Raw genomic sequence first — 19,135 nt, 5'->3', positions numbered from 1 at the left:
GGCGACCGGACAATGGACGACCATGGGCGCGGGGGCGACCCACGCCCGGGAGGCGGCGGGCACGCACCCGACGACCCCCAGCCGCCGGGACCACTGCCGTACGAAGGGGTCTGGCGGTTCACCGCTGCCGCCGTCGACGCCTCGGTGCCGCAGGCGCGGCGCGCCGTCCGGGACCTGCTCGCCCGACAGGGTGTGCCGATCTCGGACGACCTCGTCCAGGGACTTCTGCTGATCGTCTCCGAGCTGGTGACGAACGCCGTCAAACACGCGGCGCTCCTGTCGCCCACACTCGCCGTCGAGGTCGCCGTCGGCGCGGAGTGGGTACGGGTCTCGGTGGAGGACGACCACCCCTACCGCCCGACCGCCCTGGAGACCGACCACGGCCGGCTCGGCGGTCGCGGTCTGCTCCTGGTGCGCGAGATCACCTTGGAGGCGGGCGGGGTCTGCGACGTCGAGCACACCGCGAGCGGCGGCAAGGTGATCTGGGCCGCCCTGCCGCTCAAACCCGCACACGTGATCTAAGGGGCAGGGGTCGCTGTCCCAGGGCCGGAGGTCACCGGTCCATGGACCCAGTGGCCACCGATCCACGGACCGGAGGCCACCGATCCACGGACGGGAGGCAGCGGTCACCAGCCCGCGGCCTGGCCCGTCAGCTCCCTGACCGCGGGCCGGGCCGCGTCCAGGACCGTCATGAACCAGGCCGAGAAGGTGTCCTTGGCATGCCGCTCCGCCAACTCGGCAGGGGTCACGAACGCGGTGGCCCCGACCTCCTCCGGATCCGGCCGCAGCGGGGCCTTCAGCAGCCCGACGAACAGATGGTTGAACTCCTGCTCCACCAGACCCGAGGCCGGGTCCGGGTGGTTGTAGCGGACGGTGCCCGCCTCGCCGAGCAGCGCGGGGGAGACCCCCAGCTCCTCGTGCGTCCGCCGCGCGGCCGCCGCGAAGGGGGACTCGCCCGGGTAGGGGTGCCCACAGCAGGTGTTGGACCAGACGCCGGGGGAGTGGTACTTGCCGAGGGCCCGCTGCTGGAGCAGCAGCCGCCCGCGCTCGTCGAACAGGAAGACGGAGAACGCCCGGTGCAACTGTCCGGGCGGCTGATGAGCGGCCAGCTTCTCCGCGGTGCCGATCGTGGTGCCGTGCTCGTCGACCAGTTCCAGCAGGATCGCTTCCGTGACGCCGTTCGGTGAACTGTGCATCGCGGTGGCAGGTGTGATCGGCATGCCCATCCTTCGCCTCGTTCTTCGAGCCTCAAGTCTGCCGCACGAAACCGGCACTCCCGGGACTTCGCGTCGACCCGCATGTCCTACCCGCACACCCCACCGGGAGACACACGCCGCCCGCGTCTCAGACCCCGAAAGCTGCCGGGTACCTGATCGTGCCGGATGCCACCGATGAGGAACCGTCCAGCACCAGGGCCATCATCGCCGCGTCCGGCACGTCGAAACCCGGCCGGATGCCGTACTCGGATGCCCGTACGAAACCGAAGCGCGGGTAGTACCCGGGATGCCCCAGGACGAGGACGAGCCGCTCCCCGGCCGTGCGTGCCGCCTCCAGCACGGCGCGGACGACGGCCCCGCCCGCTCCCTGCCGCTGATGGTCCGGCAGCACCGCTACGGGGGCCAGCGCCAGCGCCGGCACCTCGTCCACATGGCAGCGGGTGATCAGGGCGTACGCCGCGATCGTGCCGTCCGGTGCCTCGGCGACGTACGACAGCCCGGGCAGCCAGGCGTCGGGGTCCTCGCGCAGCGCGTCGACCAGCTCGGCCTCCGCCTCGGTCTCGAAGGCGGCGGCGTTGACGCCGTACACCCCCTCCCGGTCCGCGGGTGTCTCCGGTCGTGTCGTCCAGACGGTCGTCAGTGACAAAGCTTCGCCTCGTGTTCCGCGTGGCCGCTCGGCTCCAGTTGGAAGGTGCAGTGCTCGACGTCGAAGTGGTCGCCGATGCAGCCCTGGAGGTCGTGCAGCATCTTCTCGTGGCCTATGGAGTCCAGCGTGTCCGAGCCGACCACCACATGGGCGGAGAGCACCGGCATGCCGGAGGTGATCGTCCAGGCATGGAGGTCGTGGACGTCCTCCACACCGGGCAGGGCCAGTATGTGCGCTCGCACCTCGGCCATGTCGACGTTTTTCGGCGCCGCCTCCAGCAGGACGTCGAGGGTCTCACGGAGCAGCTTCACCGTGCGCGGGACGATCATCAGGCCGATGACCAGCGAGGCGATCGGGTCGGCGGCCTGCCAGCCGGTGAGCAGGATGACGGTCGCGGAGATGATCACCGCCACCGAGCCGAGCGCGTCCGCGGCAACCTCCAGGAAGGCGCCCCGTACGTTCAGGCTCTCCTTCTGGCCCCGCATCAGCAAGGTCAGCGAGATCATGTTCGCGACCAGGCCGACCGCGCCGAACACGACGGTCAGGCCGCCCTGGGTGCCCGCGGGGGTGAGGAAGCGCTGGATCGCCTCGTAGAGCACATAGCTGCCGACGCCGAGCAGCAGCAGACAGTTGGCGAGCGCCGCGAGTATCTCGGCGCGGGCGTAGCCGAACGTGCGGTTGCCGGTCGCGGGACGGTTGGCGAAGTGGATGGCGAGGAGCGCCATGCCGAGGCCCACCGCGTCCGTCGCCATGTGTGCCGCGTCCGCGATGAGCGCCAGCGAATCGGCGAGAACGCCGCCGACGATCTCGACCACCATGACGGTGAGCGTGATCGACAGCGCGATCCGCAGCCGCCCGCGGTACGCCGCTGCCGCCGTACCGCTGGTCGGCGCGTGATGCGCGTGATGCGCGTGCCCGTGATCGTGACCGGCCCCCATCGATCCGCCCTTCCCCTGCGTCCGGGTGTTCGGCTCCGGATCACAGTGAACTACGGGTGGGGGGTATCCGGCAACGCGGCACTGAACACCGTTGTCATCTGCTCTGACCTGCGGAAACGATGCGCAGGTCAGAGCGTTGCCATGATCGTGGACTGGTCAGAGGCCGTGGTGCCGCCGCCAGCCCGCCCAGGCCGACTCGACCATCTCGCGTACCCCGCGTCGAGCCGTCCAGCCGAGCTCCCGCTCGGCCAGCGCGGCCGAGGCGACCGCGCGCGGCGCGTCACCGGGACGGCGCGGCTCGACGAGCGCGGGTCGCCGGTCGCCGGTGACCTCGCCGATGAGGTCGACGAGTTCGCGGACCGAAACGCCTTCCCCGCGGCCGATGTTCACGGTCAGGTCACCCGTGACGCCCTCGGCGGTGAGGTGGCGGGCCGCCGCGAGGTGCGCGTCGGCGAGGTCGGCGACATGGATGTAGTCCCGGACACAGGTGCCGTCCGGGGTCGGGTAGTCGTCGCCGAAGATGCGGGGGGCCTCGTCGCGGGTGAGCCGGTCGAAGACCATCGGGATGACGTTGAAGACGCCGGTGTCGGCCAGCGCCGGGACGGCGGCGCCCGCCACGTTGAAGTAGCGCAGGCACACGGTGGCGATGCCGTGCGCCCGGCCCGCGGCCCGGACCAGCCATTCGCCGGCGAGCTTGGTCTCGCCGTACGGGCTCATCGGGGCGCACGGGGTGTCCTCGGCGATGAGGTTCGCGTCCGGGTTGCCGTAGACGGCGGCGGAGGAGGAGAAGAGGAAACGCCGCACGCCGGCCGCGGCGGACGCCTCCAGGAGGGTGGCGAGACCGCCGACGTTCTCCTGGTAGTAACGGGTGGGCTGGGCGACGGACTCGCCGACCTGCTTGCGGGCCGCGAGGTGGACCACGCCGGTCACGCCGTGGTCCGTGAGGACGCGCTTGAGCAGGTCGCCGTCGAGGGCGGAGCCGTGGATCAAGGGCAGGTCCTCGGGGAGGCGGCTGCGGACTCCTGAGGAGAGGTCGTCCAGCGCGACGACTCGCTCGCCGGCGTCGGTCATGGCCGTCGCCACGTGTGCGCCGATGTAACCCGCCCCGCCTGTGATCAGCCATGTCATGGGGCCACCTTATTCGGGCATGGGGTTGTGTCTGTTCGCCGTGGGGCGTGTGCAGGGTTGGAGGGTGCGGCTGTGTCCGTGGCCGGTCGCGCCGTCCCCCGCGCCTCCTCGGAGCGCGGACCGCGCCCTCTTGATGAAGAGAGCGCGCCCCTCTCTCCGCCCCCTATGTACCGATATGTGGATGGCGGTTTGTGGCACAACCCTCAAATCCCCGATGATGATCGCGGCGGAGGGCCGACGGTGTGAGCAGGTCGAACTGATCGGGCCGTGAACGGGCGGTGAACGCCCGCTTCCCTTCATCCGATAACCTCTGCCGACACGCCGCCGGGTTCCAGGGCCGCGGCGCCTCCACCACGTACATGTCCGGCGCGGTCGCGTCGGCACCCAGGGAGTGAGTTCGTCTGTCGACCGCCATCCTCACCGGTCAGCCGGTGCCCGGATCGTCGCTGGAGGGCGATCTGCGGTCGCTCGGCTTCGACGTGCGGGTCGCCTCCGACGCCGGTGACTCCGAGACGCTTCTGGCGACGGTGCCCGCGGACCAGCGGGTCGCGATCGTCGACGCCCGGTTCGTGGGCCATGTCCACGCCCTGCGTCTGGGACTGACCGACCCCCGCTTCGAGGCCGCCGCCCTGCCGGGCGCCGTGACCGTACAGGCAGCCGCCCGCCAGGCGCTGACCCGGGCGCTGGCCCGCGAGAGCTCCGCCGCGAGCGGCACCACCGCGGTCGCCGTCGAGGACGTCGCCGACCGGGTCATCGCCGCCCTCGACGCCGACGGCGTCGGCCTGCACCGCCCCGAACTCGGCACCCTGGTCGCAGCCGTCCCCGCCGACCCACAGGCCCGCAACGAGGCCCGCCAGGCGGTCGCCGCCGTCGACGACGAGGCCGTACGGCTGCGTACGGCGGTGAAGTCCCGCGACGGCTTCTTCACCACGTACTGCGTCAGCCCGTACTCCCGTTACCTCGCCCGCTGGTGCGCCCGCCGGGGCCTGACCCCGAACCAGGTCACCACGGCCTCGCTGATCACCGCCCTGATCGCGGCCGGCTGCGCGGCCACCGGCACACGCGGCGGCTTCGTCGCGGCCGGCCTGCTCCTCCTCTTCTCCTTCGTCCTCGACTGCACCGACGGCCAACTGGCCCGCTACTCGCTGCAGTACTCGACGCTCGGCGCCTGGCTCGACGCCACCTTCGACCGCGCCAAGGAGTACGCCTACTACGCGGGCCTCGCCCTCGGGGCCGCGCGCGGCGGTGACGACGTATGGGCGCTCGCGCTCGGCGCGATGATCCTGCAGACCTGCCGCCACGTCGTCGACTTCTCCTTCAACGAGGCGAACCACGACGCCACCGCCAACACCAGCCCCACCGCGGCCCTCTCGGGCAAGCTGGACAGTGTCGGCTGGACGGTCTGGCTTCGCCGGATGATCGTGCTGCCGATCGGTGAGCGCTGGGCGATGATCGCCGTCCTCACGGCGGCCACGACCCCTCGTATCACCTTCTACGCGCTGCTCATTGGCTGTGCCTTCGCCGCGACCTACACGACGGCGGGCCGTGTGCTCCGGTCGTTGACGCGCAAGGCGGAGCGCACCGACCGCGCGGCAACGGCGCTCGCGGACCTCGCGGACTCCGGTGCGCTCGCCGAGCTGGTGGCCCGGGCCGGACGACGACCGCAGGTCCGTCCGTTCTTCCGCTCACCGGTGCTGATGGCGGCACTTGGGGCGGCGTTCATGTTGCTCTTCGCATGGATGGAGCCCTTTGGCAGCCCGCTCACGAGCATGGCCGCCGTCCTCTACGCGGTCTTCGCGGGCGGTGCCGTCGCACGCCCCCTCAAGGGCGCCCTGGACTGGCTCGTTCCCCCCTTCTTCCGCGCCGCCGAATACTGCACCGTTCTGCTGTTGGCGGCCAAAGCCGATGTGAACGGAGCCCTTCCAGCGGCTTTCGGGCTGGTGGCCGCGGTCGCCTACCATCACTACGACACGGTGTACCGCATCCGCGGCGACGCCGGAGCGCCACCGCGGTGGCTGGTGCGGGCGATCGGCGGACACGAAGGCAGGACCCTGCTGGTCACCGTCCTGGCCGCGCTGCTCGCGCCCACAGATTTCAAGGTCGCGCTCACGGCTCTCGCCGTGGCCGTGGCGCTGCTGGTGCTCGTCGAGAGCATCCGCTTCTGGGTGATCGCCCATAAAACAGGCGCACCCGCCGTACACGATGAAGGAGAACCCGCATGATCGGCCTCGTGCTGGCGGCCGGCGCCGGACGGCGTCTTCGCCCCTACACCGACACCCTGCCCAAGGCTCTGGTGCCGGTCGGCCCCGAGGGCAACGAGGACAGCCTCACCGTTCTCGACCTCACCCTCGGCAACTTCGCCGAGATCGGCCTGACCGAGGTCGCGATCATCGTCGGGTACCGCAAGGAGGCCGTGTACGAGCGCCGCGAGGCCCTTGAGCAGAAGTACGGCCTGAAGATCACCCTGATCGACAACGACAAGGCCGAGGAGTGGAACAACGCCTACTCCCTGTGGTGCGGTCGTGACGCCATCAAGCACTCGGTGATCCTCGCCAACGGCGACACGGTGCACCCGGTCTCCGTCGAGAAGACCCTGCTCGCCGCCCGCGGCGACGGCAAGAAGATCATCCTCGCCCTCGACACGGTGAAGTCCCTCGCCGACGAGGAGATGAAGGTCGTCGTCGGCCCCGAGGGCGGCATGACGAAGATCACCAAGCTGATGGACCCGGCCGAGGCGACCGGTGAGTACATCGGCGTCACCCTCATCGAGGGCGAGGCCGCCGACGAGCTGGCCGACGCCCTGAAGACGGTCTTCGAGACGGACCCGCAGCAGTTCTACGAGCACGGCTACCAGGAGCTCGTGAACCGCGGCTTCCGCATCGACGTGGCCCCCATCGGCGACGTCAAGTGGGTCGAGATCGACAACCACGACGACCTCGCCAAGGGACGTGAGATCGCGTGCCAGTACTGACGAGGCTCATCCCCTCGCCGGTCGTCGTGGACATCCGTCCAGGCGCGCTCGATGATCTGGCGGCGATTCTGTCGGACCAGCGCATCGCGCCGTCGGGCCGGCTGGCCTTCGCCATCAGCGCCGGCTCAGGCGCGGCGCTGCGCGACCGGTTCGCCCCCGCGTTTCCGGAGGCGGACTGGTTCTGCGACGCCGACGGCACCATCGACGGCGCGGTACGGCTCGCCGACTCGATCAAGAAGGGCGGTCACTACGACGCCGTGGTCGGGCTCGGCGGCGGCAAGGTCATCGACTGCGCCAAGTACGCGGCCGCCCGTGTCGGCCTGCCGCTGGTCGCCGTGGCCACCAACCTCGCCAACGACGGCCTGTGCTCGCCGGTCGCCACCCTCGACAACGACGCGGGCCGCGGCTCCTACGGTGTGCCGAACCCGATCGGGATCGTCATCGACCTCGACGTCATCCGTGAGGCCCCGGTGCGCTTCGTGCGGGCCGGCATCGGCGACGTGATCTGCAAGATCTCCGCCGTCGCCGACTGGGAGCTGTCGAGCCGGGAGACCGGCGAGAAGGTCGACGGACTGGCCGCCGCCATGGCCCGCCAGGCCGCCGAGGCCGTGCTCCGCCACCCCGGCGGGGTCGGCGACGACGACTTCCTGACGACCCTCTCCGAGTCCCTCGTCCTGTGCGGGATCTCCATGTCCGTGGCCGGCGACAGCCGTCCCGCCTCGGGCGCCTGCCACGAGATCAGCCACGCGTTCGACCTGAGCTTCCCCAAGCGCAACGCCCTCCACGGTGAACAGTGCGGTCTCGGCGGCGCGTTCGCCACGTTCCTGCGGGGCCACCACGAGATCGCGGGCCAGATGGCCGAGGTCCTCCGCCATCACGGTCTGCCCGTCCTCCCGGACGAGATCGGCTTCACCGTGGAGGAGTTCGTCCAGGTCGTGGAGTTCGCCCCGCAGACTCGGCCGGGCCGCTACACCATCCTCGAGCACCTCGAACTGAGCACCGACCAGATCAAGGACGCATACGCCGACTATGCCAAAGCCATCAGTAGCTGAGCTCCGCCCGGTCGTTCACCCCCCGGGTGTGAAGGACCGGCGGAGCGGCGAGCACTGGGCCGGCCGGCTCTACATGCGCGAGATCTCCCTGCGCATAGACCGGCACCTGGTGAACACCCGGGTCACGCCCAACCAGCTGACCTACCTGATGACCGTCTTCGGCGTCCTCGCCGCCCCGGCCCTGCTCGTGCCGGGCATCTGGGGCGCCGTCCTCGGTGTGCTGATGGTCCAGCTGTACCTGCTGTTCGACTGCGTCGACGGAGAGATCGCCCGCTGGCGCAAGCAGTACTCGATGACCGGCGTCTACGTCGACCGCGTCGGCGCCTACCTGTGCGACGCGGCCGTCCTCGTCGGCTTCGGGCTGCGCGCCGCCGACCTGTGGGGCACCGGCCGGATCGACTGGCTGTGGGCCTTCCTCGGCACGCTCGCCGCCCTCGGCGCGATCCTGATCAAGGCCGAGACCGACCTCGTCGGCGTCGCCCGACACCAGACCGGGAAGCCGCCGGTCCAGGAGTCGGCCGCCGAGCCGCGCTCCTCCGGCATGGCGCTGGCCCGCAAGGCCGCCGCCGCCCTGAAGTTCCACCGGCTGATCCTCGGCGTCGAGGCCTCCCTGCTGATCCTCGTCCTCGCGATCGTGGACCAGGCCCGGGGCGACCTGTTCTTCTCCCGGCTCGGCGTGGCCGTACTCGCCGGCATCGCGCTGCTCCAGACACTGCTGCACCTGGTGTCGATCCTCGTCTCCAGCAGGCTGAAGTGAGCGGCGGCATGAAGGTCGGCGCGGTGATCATCACCATGGGCAACCGCCCCGACGAACTCCGCGCCCTCCTCGACTCGGTCGCCAAGCAGGACGGCGACCGGGTCGAGGTGGTCGTCGTCGGCAACGGCTCGCCCATCCCGGACGTCCCCGAGGGCGTGACGACGGTCGAGCTGCCCGAGAACCTCGGCATCCCCGGTGGCCGCAACATAGGCATAGAGGCGTTCGGCCCCAGCGGCCGGGACGTCGACATCCTCCTGTTCCTCGACGACGACGGCCTGCTCGCCCACCACGACACCGCCGAACTGTGCCGCAAGGCCTTCGAGGACGACCCGAGGCTCGGCATCGTGAGCTTCCGCATCGCCGACCCCGACACCGGCGAGACCCAGCGGCGCCACGTGCCCCGGCTGCGGGCCTCCGACCCGATGCGCTCCTCCCGGGTGACCACGTTCCTCGGCGGCGCCAACGCCGTACGCACCCAGGTCCTCGCCGAAGTCGGCGGGCTTCCGGACGAATTCTTCTACGCCCACGAGGAAACCGACCTGGCATGGCGGGCACTCGACGCGGGCTGGATGATCGACTACCGGTCCGACATGGTGCTGTACCACCCCACGACCGCGCCCTCCCGGCACGCGGTCTACCACCGCATGGTCGCGCGCAACCGCGTCTGGCTCGCGCGCCGTAACCTCCCGGCCCCGCTCGTCCCGGTCTACCTGGGCGTCTGGCTGCTCCTGACCCTGCTCCGCAAGCCCTCCGGGCCGGCTCTGAAGGCCTGGTTCGGCGGCTTCAAGGAGGGCTGGACGCGTTCCTGCGGCCCCCGCCGGCCCATGAAGTGGCGTACGGTGTGGCGGCTGACCCGACTGGGCCGACCTCCCGTCATCTGACAAGCTCGAAATCTGAGAGCATTCGGCCGTACCCGGTCCAGGTTTCCGCCTCGGCCCGACCAGGCTGCGCACTTTGAGGACGAAAGTTTCCATTTGTGAGTGAGACAACGCATGACGGCAGGGTTGTGGTGAGCGACCGTCCGTCGCCCGACGACGGGCTCTCCGCGACGGAACTGGCCGCCAAGTACGGGCTCGCCGTGAGCGGTGCCCGGCCCGGACTCGTGGAGTACGTCCGCCAGATGTGGGGGCGGCGCCACTTCATCCTCGCCTTCTCCCAGGCGAAGCTCACCGCGCAGTACAGCCAGGCCAAGCTCGGCCAGTTGTGGCAGGTGGCCACCCCGCTGCTCAACGCGCTGGTGTACTTCCTGATCTTCGGGCTGATCCTCAACGCCGACAGAGGCATGCAGCGCGAGGTGTACATCCCGTTCCTGGTCACGGGTGTGTTCGTGTTCACCTTCACGCAGAGCTCGGTGATGGCCGGCGTCCGCGCGATCTCCGGCAACCTGGGCCTGGTGCGGGCCCTGCACTTCCCGCGCGCCTCGCTGCCCATCTCCTTCGCCCTCCAGCAGCTCCAGCAGCTGCTGTTCTCGATGATCGTGCTGTTCTGTGTCGCGGTCGGCTTCGGCAGTTACCCACGCCTGTCCTGGCTGCTGATCCTCCCGGTGCTGGTGCTGCAGTTCCTGTTCAACACCGGCCTCGCGCTGATCATGGCCCGGATGGGCGCCAAGACCCCCGACCTCGCGCAGCTGATGCCGTTCGTGATGCGGACCTGGATGTACGCCTCCGGCGTCATGTTCTCCATCCCGGTGATGCTCGCGGACCACCCCAAGTGGATCGCCGACATCCTCCAGTGGAACCCGGCCGCGATCTACATGGACCTGATGCGCTTCGCGCTGATCGACGGCTACGGCTCGGAGAACCTGCCTCCGCACGTGTGGGCGGTCGCCGGCGGCTGGGCCGTACTGATCGCGTTCGGCGGCTTCGTGTACTTCTGGAAGGCGGAGGAGAGGTACGGCCGTGGCTGAGGCACCCATTCCCACCGTCATCGCGGACGAACTGCACATCGTCTACCGCGTCAACGGCGCCAAGACCGGCAAGGGCAGCGCCACCGCCGCCCTCAGCCGCATCCTCAAGCGCGGCGAGGAGCGCGGCGTGCGCAAGGTGCACGCCGTCAAGGGCGTCTCCTTCGTCGCCTACCGCGGCGAGGCCATCGGTCTGATCGGCTCCAACGGCTCGGGAAAGTCCACCCTGCTGCGGGCCATCGCCGGTCTGCTCCCGGCGGAGAAGGGCAAGGTCTACACCGACGGCCAGCCCTCCCTGCTCGGCGTCAACGCCGCCCTGATGAACGACCTCACGGGCGAACGGAACGTCATATTGGGCGGCCTCGCGATGGGCATGTCCCGCGAGCAGATCAAGGAGCGCTACCAGCAGATCGTCGACTTCTCCGGCATCAACGAGAAGGGCGACTTCATCACCCTGCCGATGCGCACCTACTCCTCCGGCATGGCGGCCCGTCTGCGGTTCTCCATCGCGGCCGCCAAGGACCACGACGTCCTGATGATCGACGAGGCGCTCGCCACCGGTGACCGGAACTTCCAGAAGCGCTCCGAGGCCCGCATCCGGGAGCTGCGCAAGGAGGCCGGCACCGTCTTCCTGGTCAGCCACAACAACAAGTCCATCCGCGACACCTGCGACCGCGTCCTGTGGCTGGAACGCGGCGAACTGCGCATGGACGGCCCGACCGACGAGGTGCTGAAGGAATACGAGAAGTTCACGGGCAAGTAGCCCGAATGACCCGGGCCCCGCCGGAACTGCTCCGGCGGGGCCCGGCGTCTGCGAGGGAAACCGGGACACGGCGCTCGGGCCGGCTCGGGCCGGTGTTCGCAAAGGAAACGCCAACTCCGGCAAGGAAGGGTCAACTCCGGCCACCCATAGGAATCTTGGGGGCAATCGGTGCGTTCTTGTGATGTGCAGGACACCCCGACGGAGCATGGTGCGTTGTAGAACGTAAGCTGTACCGGTGCCGAATCGCGGCAAGTAGGTCCATAATGCGCGACACTCGGCATCCGCCGCAGACGCCGTCCACTGGGCGGCGTGTCCGAAATGGTGCGTATTGGGTCGGCAGTGTAGAACGGGAGATGTGACGGCCATGGCTCTGGAGACTCCCCTGCTCGACGACGCTTCTGCCGTTCCCGCGCCGGGTGACGGGTGGTGACCGAAGCCGGGACGGCGCGCACGGACCCGGAGCGCGACACCCTCGACAAGGCCGGGGCCGAGAACTTTCCCGTCGCCCCGTTCTTCCTGCCCAGGCCCTGGCGCGACGACCTCATGGCCGTCTACGGCTTCGCCCGCCTCGTCGACGACATCGGTGACGGCGACCTCGCCCCCGGCGGCGCCGACGCCCGCCTCCTGGGCCTCTCCCCGCGGGACGCCGACGACCGGCTGCTCCTCCTGGACGCCTTCGAGGCCGACCTCCGCAAGGTCTTCGACGCCACCCCGAACCACCCGCTGCTGCGCCGACTCCAGCGCACGGTCCGCCGCCGCTCCCTCACCCCCGAGCCGTTCCTCGCCCTGATCGCCGCCAACCGCCAGGACCAACTGGTCAAGCGGTACGAGACTTACGACGACCTGCTCGCCTACTGCGCGCTGTCCGCCAACCCGGTCGGCCACCTGGTCCTCGCCGTCACCGGCACCAGCACCCCCGAGCGGGTCCGGCACGCGGACGCGATCTGCACGGCCCTGCAGATCGTCGAACACCTCCAGGACGTCGCCGAGGACCTCGGCCGCGACCGTGTCTATCTGCCCACCGCGGACATGAAGCGCTTCCACGTCCAGGAGGCGGATCTCGCCGCGCCCACCGCGGGCGCGTCGGTGCGCGCACTGGTCGCGTACGAGACCGAACGCGCCCGGAATCTCCTGAATGAGGGCACCCCCCTCGTGGGTAGCGTCCACGGCAGGCTGAGGCTGCTCCTCGCGGGGTTCGTGGCGGGAGGAAAGGCGGCCGTCCACGCGATCACCGCCGCCGGATTCGACGTACTTCCCGGCCCCCCCAAGCCCGGCAAGCTCCGGCTGCTGCGCGAGGTGGGCGCGACCCTGCGAGGAGAGGGGTGATCCGGACCGTGGAGTCGGAACCACACCCGTCCGCACCGGTACTCGCCGCCTACAGCTACTGCGAGGCCGTCACCGGGCGGCAGGCCCGCAACTTCGCCTACGGCATCAGACTGCTGCCGACGCCCAAGCGCCGCGCGATGTCCGCCCTGTACGCGTTCTCCCGGCGCGTCGACGACATCGGTGACGGCGCGCTCGCGGTCGAGGTCAAGGCGGCCCGGCTGGAGGAGACCAGAGCCCTGCTCACCCGCGTCCGGGACGGCTCCGTCGACGAGGACGACACGGACCCCGTCGCGGTCGCCCTCGCCCACGCCGGGGCGGCCTTCCCGATCCCGCTCGACGCCCTCGACGAACTCATCCACGGCGTCCTCATGGACGTACACGGCGAGCACTACGAGACCTGGGACGACCTGAAGGTCTACTGCCGCTGTGTCGCCGGCGCCATCGGACGGCTCTCCCTCGGCGTCTTCGGCACGGAGCCGGGGGCGCGCGGCGCGGAACGCGCTCCGGAGTACGCCGACACCCTCGGGCTCGCGCTCCAACTCACCAACATCCTCAGGGACGTTCGGGAGGACGCGGAGGGCGGACGCACCTATCTGCCCTCCGACGACCTCGCGAAATTCGGCTGCTCGGCGGGGTTCGCCGGGCCGAACCCGCCGGCCGACTCCGACTTCGCGGGTCTGGTGCACTTCGAGGTGCGCCGGGCCCGCGCCCTCTTCGCCGAGGGCTACCGGCTGCTGCCGATGCTCGACCGGCGCAGCGGCGCCTGTGTCGCCGCCATGGCGGGCATCTACCGGCGGCTCCTCGACCGCATCGAGCGCGAGCCGGAGGCCGTGCTGCGCGGCCGGGTCTCGCTGCCCGGTCGCGAGAAGGCCTATGTCGCCGTACGCGGTCTGTCCGGTCTGGACGCCCGCCATGTGTCGCGCCGTACCGTCAGGAGGCGCGTCTGATGGACAATCTGCGCCAAGGTGAATCCATCGGGGAAAAGTGGTACGCAACCCTCCGCGACATGAGGGCGTCCCTGACTGCGACGGCCCACCGCGGACCGCTTCAGCGGCTCGGCGGACCGGCAGGGGAGGGTGCGCGATGACCGACGGCACACAGTCCGGGGGACTGCCGGCCACCGACCGTACGGGCCGCCCCCGGAGCACGGCCGTGGTGGTCGGCGGGGGCCTGGCGGGCGTCACCGCCGCGCTCTCGCTCGCCGACGCGGGCGTAGGCGTCACCCTTCTGGAGGGACGGCCCCGCCTCGGCGGGCTCGCCTTCTCCTTCCAGCGCGGCGACCTCACCGTCGACAACGGACAGCACGTGTATCTGCGCTGCTGCACCGCCTACCGCTGGTTCCTCGACCGCGTCGACGGGGCCGCGCTCGCACCGCTGCAGGATCGTCTCGACGTGCCGGTCCTCGACGCCGGGGGCAGGCCCGGGCAGCGGCTCGGCAGACTGCGGCGCGACGCGTTGCCCGTACCCCTGCACCTGGGGCGCAGCCTGGCCACGTACCCCCACCTCTCACTCGCCGAGCGCGCCAAGGTGGGGCGGGCCGCACTGGCGCTCAAGGCGCTCGACCTCGCCGACCCCGCCCTGGACGAGCGGGACTTCGGCGGCTGGCTGGCCGCGCACGGGCAGTCGGCGCGTGCCGTCGAGGCGCTGTGGGACCTCGTGGGGGTCGCCACCCTCAACGCGGTCGCTCAGGACGCCTCCCTCGCTCTCGCCGCGATGGTGTTCAAGACGGGCCTGCTGTCCGACCCGGGCGCGGCCGACATCGGCTGGGCCCATGTCCCGCTGGGTGAACTGCACGACCGGCTGGCCCGCAAGGCGCTCGACTCGGCAGGCGTCCGCACGGAACTCCGTACCCGCGTCACCTCCATCTCCCCCCTGGCAGACGGGAGTTGGCGGGTCGAGGTGCCCGGCGAGAGCCTCGGCGCCGACGCGGTCGTCCTCGCTGTACCGCAGCGCGAGGCGTACGACCTGCTGCCCGAGGGCGCGCTGGACGACCCCGGGCGGCTGCTGGAGATCGGCACCGCGCCGATCCTCAACGTCCATGTGGTGTACGACCGGAAGGTGCTGAGCAGGCCGTTCTTCGCGGCTCTCGGCTCGCCGGTGCAGTGGGTCTTCGACCGGACCGAGGCGTCCGGGCTGCGCGAGGGCCAGTACCTGGCGCTGTCGCAGTCGGCCGCGCAGGGCGAGATCGACACGCCCGTGTCCGACCTGCGCGAGCGGTATCTGCCCGAGCTGGAGCGGCTGTTGCCCGGCGCGCGCGGCGCCGAAGTGAAGGACTTCTTCGTGACCCGGGAGCGCACCGCGACCTTCGCTCCCGCCCCCGGCGTCGGAAGGCTCAGGCCCGGCGCCCGCACCAAGGCACCCGGCCTGTACCTGGCCGGAGCGTGGACCGCCACCGGGTGGCCCGCGACCATGGAGAGTGCGGTCCGCAGCGGTATCGGTGCGGCGGCCGCCGCGCTGGCCGCTCTGGGCCGGCCCCGAGATCACCTCTTCGACTATGAGGAGGCGGCGTGACGCTCGAAGCGCACCGGACCGGTTCCCGCACTCTCGGCAACGCGAACACTTCGACATCTGGAGAGACTGTGCCCACTGTGCCCCCGGCCGTGACGGCCGCTGCGAGGACCGCGGTGGACGTGACCGCGCTCCTGGAGCGCGGGCGGACCCTGGCCACGCCCGTGCTGCGGGCGGCCGTCGACCGGCTGGCGCCCCCGATGGACACCGTCGCCGCCTACCACTTCGGCTGGATCGACGCCCACGGCAACCCGGCGGACGGCGACGGCGGCAAGGCCGTACGTCCCGCACTCGCCGTCATGTCCGCCGAGGTCGCCGGCGCCGCACCCGAGGTCGGCATCCCCGGCGCGGTCGCGGTGGAGCTGGTGCACAACTTCTCGCTGCTGCACGACGACCTGATGGACGGCGACGAACAGCGCCGCCACCGCGACACCGTGTGGAAGGTCCACGGCCCCGCCCAGGCCATCCTCGTCGGCGACGCCCTGATGGTCCTCGCCAACGAGATCCTCCTCGAACTGGGCACCGCCGAGGCGGCCCGCGCCACCCGCCGTATCACCACGGCGACGCGCGCGCTCATCGACGGGCAGGCCCAGGACATCTCCTACGAGCACCGCGAGCGGGTCACCGTCGAGGAGTGCCTGGAGATGGAGGGCAACAAGACCGGCGCCCTGCTCGCCTGCGCCTGCTCCATCGGCGCCGTCCTCGGCGGCGCGGACGACCGCACCGCCGACACACTGGAGAAGTACGGCTACCACCTCGGCCTCGCCTTCCAGGCCGTCGACGACCTGCTGGGCATCTGGGGCGACCCGGTCTCCACGGGCAAGCAGACCTGGAGCGACCTGCGGCAGCGCAAGAAGTCCCTGCCGGTCGTGGCCGCCCTCGCGGCCGGCGGCCCGGCCTCGGAGCACCTCGGCGAGCTCCTCGCCGCCGACGCCAAGGCCAGTGACTTCGAGAACTTCTCCGAGGAGGAGTTCGCCGCGCGCGCCGCCCTCATCGAGGAGGCGGGCGGCCGGGGGTGGACCGCCGAGGAGGCGCGCCGCCAGCACGGAAAGGCCATCGAGGCGCTCGACTCGATCCGGATGCCCGCACGGGTCCGGGACCAGTTCGCGGCACTCGCCGACTTCGTCGTCGTACGGAAGAGATGATCACCATCCCTCAGAAGCCGACCGCTAACGGTCGCATAGCCCTCGCGTAGTCGCCGGCCGGTGCCTCGTCACCGGACACGCACCGGCCGACGGCTGACCCACCGCAGAGAGATCCGTCCACTGCACGAAGGGGAAGCCATGACAGCGACGACCGACGGAAGCACCGGGGCTCCGCTGCCCCGCGCTGCCGCGGCCAGCGACACCGACCAGGACACCCCGGTGGCGGCAGGGGTCCGGGATGCCGCCGCGCACGCCATACGGCGTGCCACCGACTTCCTGCTGTCCCGGCAGGACGCCCAGGGCTGGTGGAAGGGCGACCTGGAGACCAACGTCACCATGGACGCCGAGGATCTGCTGCTCCGTCAGTTCCTGGGCATCCGTGACGAGAAGACCACGCGGGCCGCCGCCCTGTTCATCAGAGGCGAGCAGCGCCCGGACGGCACCTGGGCCACCTTCTACGGGGGCCCGCCCGAACTCTCCGCCACCGTCGAGGCGTACGTCGCGCTGCGGCTGGCCGGGGACGATCCGGGCGAGCCGCACATGGCCAAGGCGTCCGCGTGGATCCGGGAGCGGGGCGGGATCGCCGCCGCCCGGGTCTTCACCCGCATCTGGCTGGCGCTGTTCGGCTGGTGGAAGTGGGACGACCTGCCGGAGATGCCACCGGAGATGATCTGGTTCCCGAAGTGGATGCCGCTGAACATCTACGATTTCGGGTGCTGGGCCCGCCAGACGATCGTGCCGCTGACGATCGTCTCGGCCAAGCGTCCCGTGCGGCCCGCCCCGTTCCCGCTCGACGAGCTGCACGCCGACCTCGGTCGGCCCGCTCCGCCCAAGCCCCTCGATCCGCTCGGGAGTTGGGAGGGCGCCTTCCAGCGGCTGGACAAGGCCCTGCACGGCTATCACAAGGTGGCGCTGAAGCGACTGCGCAAGGCCGCGATGAACAGCGCGGCCCGCTGGATCATCGAGCGGCAGGAGAACGACGGCTGCTGGGGCGGCATCCAGCCACCGGCCGTGTACTCCATCATCGCGCTGCATCTGCTCGGCTACGACCTCCGGCATCCCGTGATGCGGGCCGGGTTGGAGTCCCTCGACCGGTTCGCGGTGTGGCGCGAGGACGGGGCCCGGATGATCGAGGCCTGCCAGTCCCCGGTGTGGGACACCTGCCTCGCCACCATCGCGCTGGCCGACGCGGGCCTGCCCGCCGACCATCCCCAACTCGTCAAGGCCGCCGACTGGATGCTCGGCGAGGAGATCGTCCGCCCCGGCGACTGGTCGGTCAAGCGGCCCCAACTGCAGCCTGGCGGCTGGGCGTTCGAGTTCCACAACGACAACTACCCCGACATCGACGACACCGCCGAGGTCGTCCTCGCGCTGCGCCGGGTGAGGCACCACGACCCGGAGCGGGTGGAGAAGGCCGTCCGGCGCGGGGTGCGCTGGACCGTCGGCATGCAGTCGAGGAACGGGGCCTGGGGCGCCTTCGACGTCGACAACACCAGCCCGTTCCCCAACCGGCTGCCGTTCTGCGACTTCGGCGAGGTCATCGACCCGCCGTCCGCCGACGTCACCGCCCATGTGGTGGAGATGCTCGCCGTCGAGGGCCTGTCCCACGATCCGCGCACCCGGCGGGGAATCGAGTGGCTGCTCGCCGAACAGGAGCCGAACGGCGCGTGGTTCGGCCGCTGGGGCGTCAACTACGTCTACGGCACCGGCTCGGTGGTCCCCGCCCTGGTGACCGCAGGACTGCCCGCCTCCCACCCCGCGATCCGCCGGGCCGTCGCCTGGCTGGAGACCGTGCAGAACGACGACGGCGGCTGGGGCGAGGACCTGCGCTCCTACCCCGACCCCGCCGAGTGGGGCGGCAAGGGCGCCTCCACCGCCTCCCAGACCGCGTGGGCCCTGTTCGCGCTGCTGGCGGCGGGGGAGCGGGACGCCAAGGCCACCGAGCGCGGCGTCGAGTGGCTGGCCCAGACCCAGCGGGAGGACGGCGGCTGGGACGAGCCGTATTTCACCGGCACCGGCTTCCCCTGGGACTTCTCGATCAACTACCACCTCTACCGGCAGGTGTTCCCGCTCACCGCGCTCGGCCGGTACGTCAACGGCGAACCGGCGCTTGTGAAGGCCAAGGGAAGCTGATGAACCCGCCCGCCGCCCCGGCCCCGCTGCTGATCGCCTGCGCGCTCGGCATCGAGCAGCTCGCCCTGCGCAGCGGCTACCGGGGCGGCGCCGGGGGCCCGGTCACCGTCCTGCGTACCGGCATGGGGCCGCGGGCCGCCGAGCGGTCCGTCACCCGGCTGCTCGCCGACCCGGGGCTGCGGGACGCGGCCGTGCTGGCCACCGGGTTCTGCGCCGGACTCGCCCCGGGCATGCACCCCGGTGACCTGGTCGTCGCCGAGGAGACCCGGGGGCCCGACGGCGCCGTCACGCCCTGTGTGGGCACCGAACTGCTGGTCAAGGAGCTGGCGAGGGCCGTGCCAGGGCGCACGGTCCACACCGGCCCGCTCACCGGATCGGATCACGTCGTACGTGGTCAGGAACGGTCGGACCTGTTCGCGACCGGCGCGATCGCGGTCGACATGGAGTCCGCGGTCACACTCCACTGCGCCGTGAGACCGGACGCACGCCCGGTTGCGGCCGTCCGGGTGGTCGTGGACGCTCCAGAACATGAACTGGTCCGGATCGGCACGGTACGCGGTGGAATATCAGCCTTCCGCGTCCTTCGTGCCGTCCTTCCCGCTTACTACGAATGGCACCGTTCTTTGCTGCTCCCCAGGAGGTGAGCCA

Annotated in this window: 19 protein-coding genes; 15 read left to right on the top strand and 4 right to left on the bottom strand. The window is 70.9% G+C overall.

Annotated features, from left to right (window positions below):
- The first annotated feature begins 12 nt into the window (after positions 1-12).
- Positions 13-522 (top strand): ATP-binding protein, encoded by a 510-nt coding sequence (locus tag ACWD26_RS32255; protein WP_451275499.1) that lies wholly within the window; start codon positions 13-15, stop codon positions 520-522.
- A 104-nt stretch (positions 523-626) separates the two neighbouring features.
- On the opposite strand, the gene idi is transcribed toward ACWD26_RS32255, so the two are convergent.
- The 4 genes from idi to galE form a co-directional block, all read right to left on the bottom strand.
- Positions 627-1,220 carry an isopentenyl-diphosphate Delta-isomerase gene (idi, locus tag ACWD26_RS32250; RefSeq protein ID WP_451275488.1) on the bottom strand — a complete coding sequence of 198 codons (594 nt, stop codon included), beginning with the start codon at positions 1,218-1,220 and terminating at the stop codon, positions 627-629.
- 124 nt (positions 1,221-1,344) lie between these two features.
- Positions 1,345-1,863: a GNAT family N-acetyltransferase gene (locus tag ACWD26_RS32245; RefSeq protein WP_451275487.1), complete on the bottom strand. Its 519-nt coding sequence runs from the start codon at positions 1,861-1,863 to the stop codon at positions 1,345-1,347.
- A complete protein-coding gene (locus tag ACWD26_RS32240) occupies positions 1,854-2,801 on the bottom strand; it encodes a cation diffusion facilitator family transporter (RefSeq protein ID WP_451275486.1) in 948 nt (315 codons plus the stop codon). Before ACWD26_RS32240 ends, ACWD26_RS32245 begins: the two co-directional genes overlap by 10 nt.
- Positions 2,802-2,957: 156 nt before the next feature.
- A complete protein-coding gene (galE, locus tag ACWD26_RS32235) occupies positions 2,958-3,929 on the bottom strand; it encodes a UDP-glucose 4-epimerase GalE (RefSeq protein WP_451275485.1) in 972 nt (323 codons plus the stop codon).
- A 401-nt stretch (positions 3,930-4,330) separates the two neighbouring features.
- Here galE and ACWD26_RS32230 point away from each other — a divergent pair, with 401 nt between their 5' ends.
- The 14 genes from ACWD26_RS32230 to ACWD26_RS32165 all read left to right on the top strand — a co-directional run bounded on the left by ACWD26_RS32230 (position 4,331) and on the right by ACWD26_RS32165 (position 19,131).
- Positions 4,331-6,151, top strand: coding sequence for a DUF5941 domain-containing protein (locus tag ACWD26_RS32230; protein ID WP_451275498.1), 1,821 nt, complete (start codon positions 4,331-4,333; stop codon positions 6,149-6,151).
- Complete coding sequence (locus ACWD26_RS32225) at positions 6,148-6,900, top strand: phosphocholine cytidylyltransferase family protein (RefSeq protein WP_099966170.1); 753 nt, start codon at positions 6,148-6,150, stop codon at positions 6,898-6,900. Before ACWD26_RS32230 ends, ACWD26_RS32225 begins: the two co-directional genes overlap by 4 nt.
- Positions 6,888-7,952, top strand: coding sequence for an iron-containing alcohol dehydrogenase family protein (locus ACWD26_RS32220; protein ID WP_451275484.1), 1,065 nt, complete (start codon positions 6,888-6,890; stop codon positions 7,950-7,952). Before ACWD26_RS32225 ends, ACWD26_RS32220 begins: the two co-directional genes overlap by 13 nt.
- Positions 7,953-7,980: 28 nt before the next feature.
- Entirely contained in the window at positions 7,981-8,709 is a 729-nt protein-coding gene (locus tag ACWD26_RS32215; protein WP_451275483.1) for a CDP-alcohol phosphatidyltransferase family protein, read from the top strand.
- Positions 8,710-8,717: 8 nt separating this feature from the next.
- Positions 8,718-9,590: a glycosyltransferase family 2 protein gene (locus ACWD26_RS32210; protein WP_451275482.1), complete on the top strand. Its 873-nt coding sequence runs from the start codon at positions 8,718-8,720 to the stop codon at positions 9,588-9,590.
- A gap of 95 nt (positions 9,591-9,685) precedes the next feature.
- Positions 9,686-10,615 carry an ABC transporter permease gene (locus ACWD26_RS32205; protein ID WP_451275481.1) on the top strand — a complete coding sequence of 310 codons (930 nt, stop codon included), beginning with the start codon at positions 9,686-9,688 and terminating at the stop codon, positions 10,613-10,615.
- Positions 10,608-11,375 (top strand): ABC transporter ATP-binding protein, encoded by a 768-nt coding sequence (locus ACWD26_RS32200; protein ID WP_451275480.1) that lies wholly within the window; start codon positions 10,608-10,610, stop codon positions 11,373-11,375. The genes ACWD26_RS32205 and ACWD26_RS32200 overlap by 8 nt, the downstream gene beginning before the upstream one ends.
- Before the next feature lie 426 nt (positions 11,376-11,801).
- Positions 11,802-12,701: a squalene synthase HpnC gene (gene hpnC / locus ACWD26_RS32195; RefSeq protein ID WP_451275479.1), complete on the top strand. Its 900-nt coding sequence runs from the start codon at positions 11,802-11,804 to the stop codon at positions 12,699-12,701.
- Positions 12,698-13,648 carry a presqualene diphosphate synthase HpnD gene (gene hpnD, locus ACWD26_RS32190; protein WP_451275478.1) on the top strand — a complete coding sequence of 317 codons (951 nt, stop codon included), beginning with the start codon at positions 12,698-12,700 and terminating at the stop codon, positions 13,646-13,648. Before hpnC ends, hpnD begins: the two co-directional genes overlap by 4 nt.
- Complete coding sequence (locus ACWD26_RS32185; protein WP_451275477.1) at positions 13,648-13,788, top strand: DUF6380 family protein; 141 nt, start codon at positions 13,648-13,650, stop codon at positions 13,786-13,788. Before hpnD ends, ACWD26_RS32185 begins: the two co-directional genes overlap by 1 nt.
- Positions 13,785-15,212, top strand: coding sequence for a hydroxysqualene dehydroxylase HpnE (gene hpnE / locus ACWD26_RS32180; protein WP_451275476.1), 1,428 nt, complete (start codon positions 13,785-13,787; stop codon positions 15,210-15,212). Before ACWD26_RS32185 ends, hpnE begins: the two co-directional genes overlap by 4 nt.
- A 68-nt stretch (positions 15,213-15,280) precedes the next feature.
- Positions 15,281-16,354 (top strand): polyprenyl synthetase family protein, encoded by a 1,074-nt coding sequence (locus ACWD26_RS32175; RefSeq protein WP_451275475.1) that lies wholly within the window; start codon positions 15,281-15,283, stop codon positions 16,352-16,354.
- Positions 16,355-16,492: 138 nt separating this feature from the next.
- Entirely contained in the window at positions 16,493-18,487 is a 1,995-nt protein-coding gene (gene shc, locus ACWD26_RS32170; RefSeq protein ID WP_451275474.1) for a squalene--hopene cyclase, read from the top strand.
- Positions 18,487-19,131, top strand: coding sequence for a phosphorylase family protein (locus ACWD26_RS32165; protein WP_451275473.1), 645 nt, complete (start codon positions 18,487-18,489; stop codon positions 19,129-19,131). The genes shc and ACWD26_RS32165 overlap by 1 nt, the downstream gene beginning before the upstream one ends.
- Positions 19,132-19,135: the final 4 nt, after the last annotated feature.

It is taken from the genome of Streptomyces sp. NPDC002787 (assembly GCF_053592095.1).
The sequence above is the reverse complement of the archived record's forward strand: the minus strand, read 5'-3'. Positions and strand labels throughout refer to the sequence as shown.

Coding starts and splice junctions, on each gene's coding strand:
- ACWD26_RS32255 (WP_451275499.1), top strand. CDS start 13: ATGGACGACCATGGGCGCGGGGGCGACCCACGCCCGGGAGGCGGCGGG.
- idi (WP_451275488.1), bottom strand. CDS start 1,220: ATGCCGATCACACCTGCCACCGCGATGCACAGTTCACCGAACGGCGTC.
- ACWD26_RS32240 (WP_451275486.1), bottom strand. CDS start 2,801: ATGGGGGCCGGTCACGATCACGGGCACGCGCATCACGCGCATCACGCG.
- galE (WP_451275485.1), bottom strand. CDS start 3,929: ATGACATGGCTGATCACAGGCGGGGCGGGTTACATCGGCGCACACGTG.
- ACWD26_RS32225 (WP_099966170.1), top strand. CDS start 6,148: ATGATCGGCCTCGTGCTGGCGGCCGGCGCCGGACGGCGTCTTCGCCCC.
- ACWD26_RS32210 (WP_451275482.1), top strand. CDS start 8,718: ATGAAGGTCGGCGCGGTGATCATCACCATGGGCAACCGCCCCGACGAA.
- ACWD26_RS32185 (WP_451275477.1), top strand. CDS start 13,648: ATGGACAATCTGCGCCAAGGTGAATCCATCGGGGAAAAGTGGTACGCA.
- hpnE (WP_451275476.1), top strand. CDS start 13,785: ATGACCGACGGCACACAGTCCGGGGGACTGCCGGCCACCGACCGTACG.
- shc (WP_451275474.1), top strand. CDS start 16,493: ATGACAGCGACGACCGACGGAAGCACCGGGGCTCCGCTGCCCCGCGCT.
- ACWD26_RS32165 (WP_451275473.1), top strand. CDS start 18,487: ATGAACCCGCCCGCCGCCCCGGCCCCGCTGCTGATCGCCTGCGCGCTC.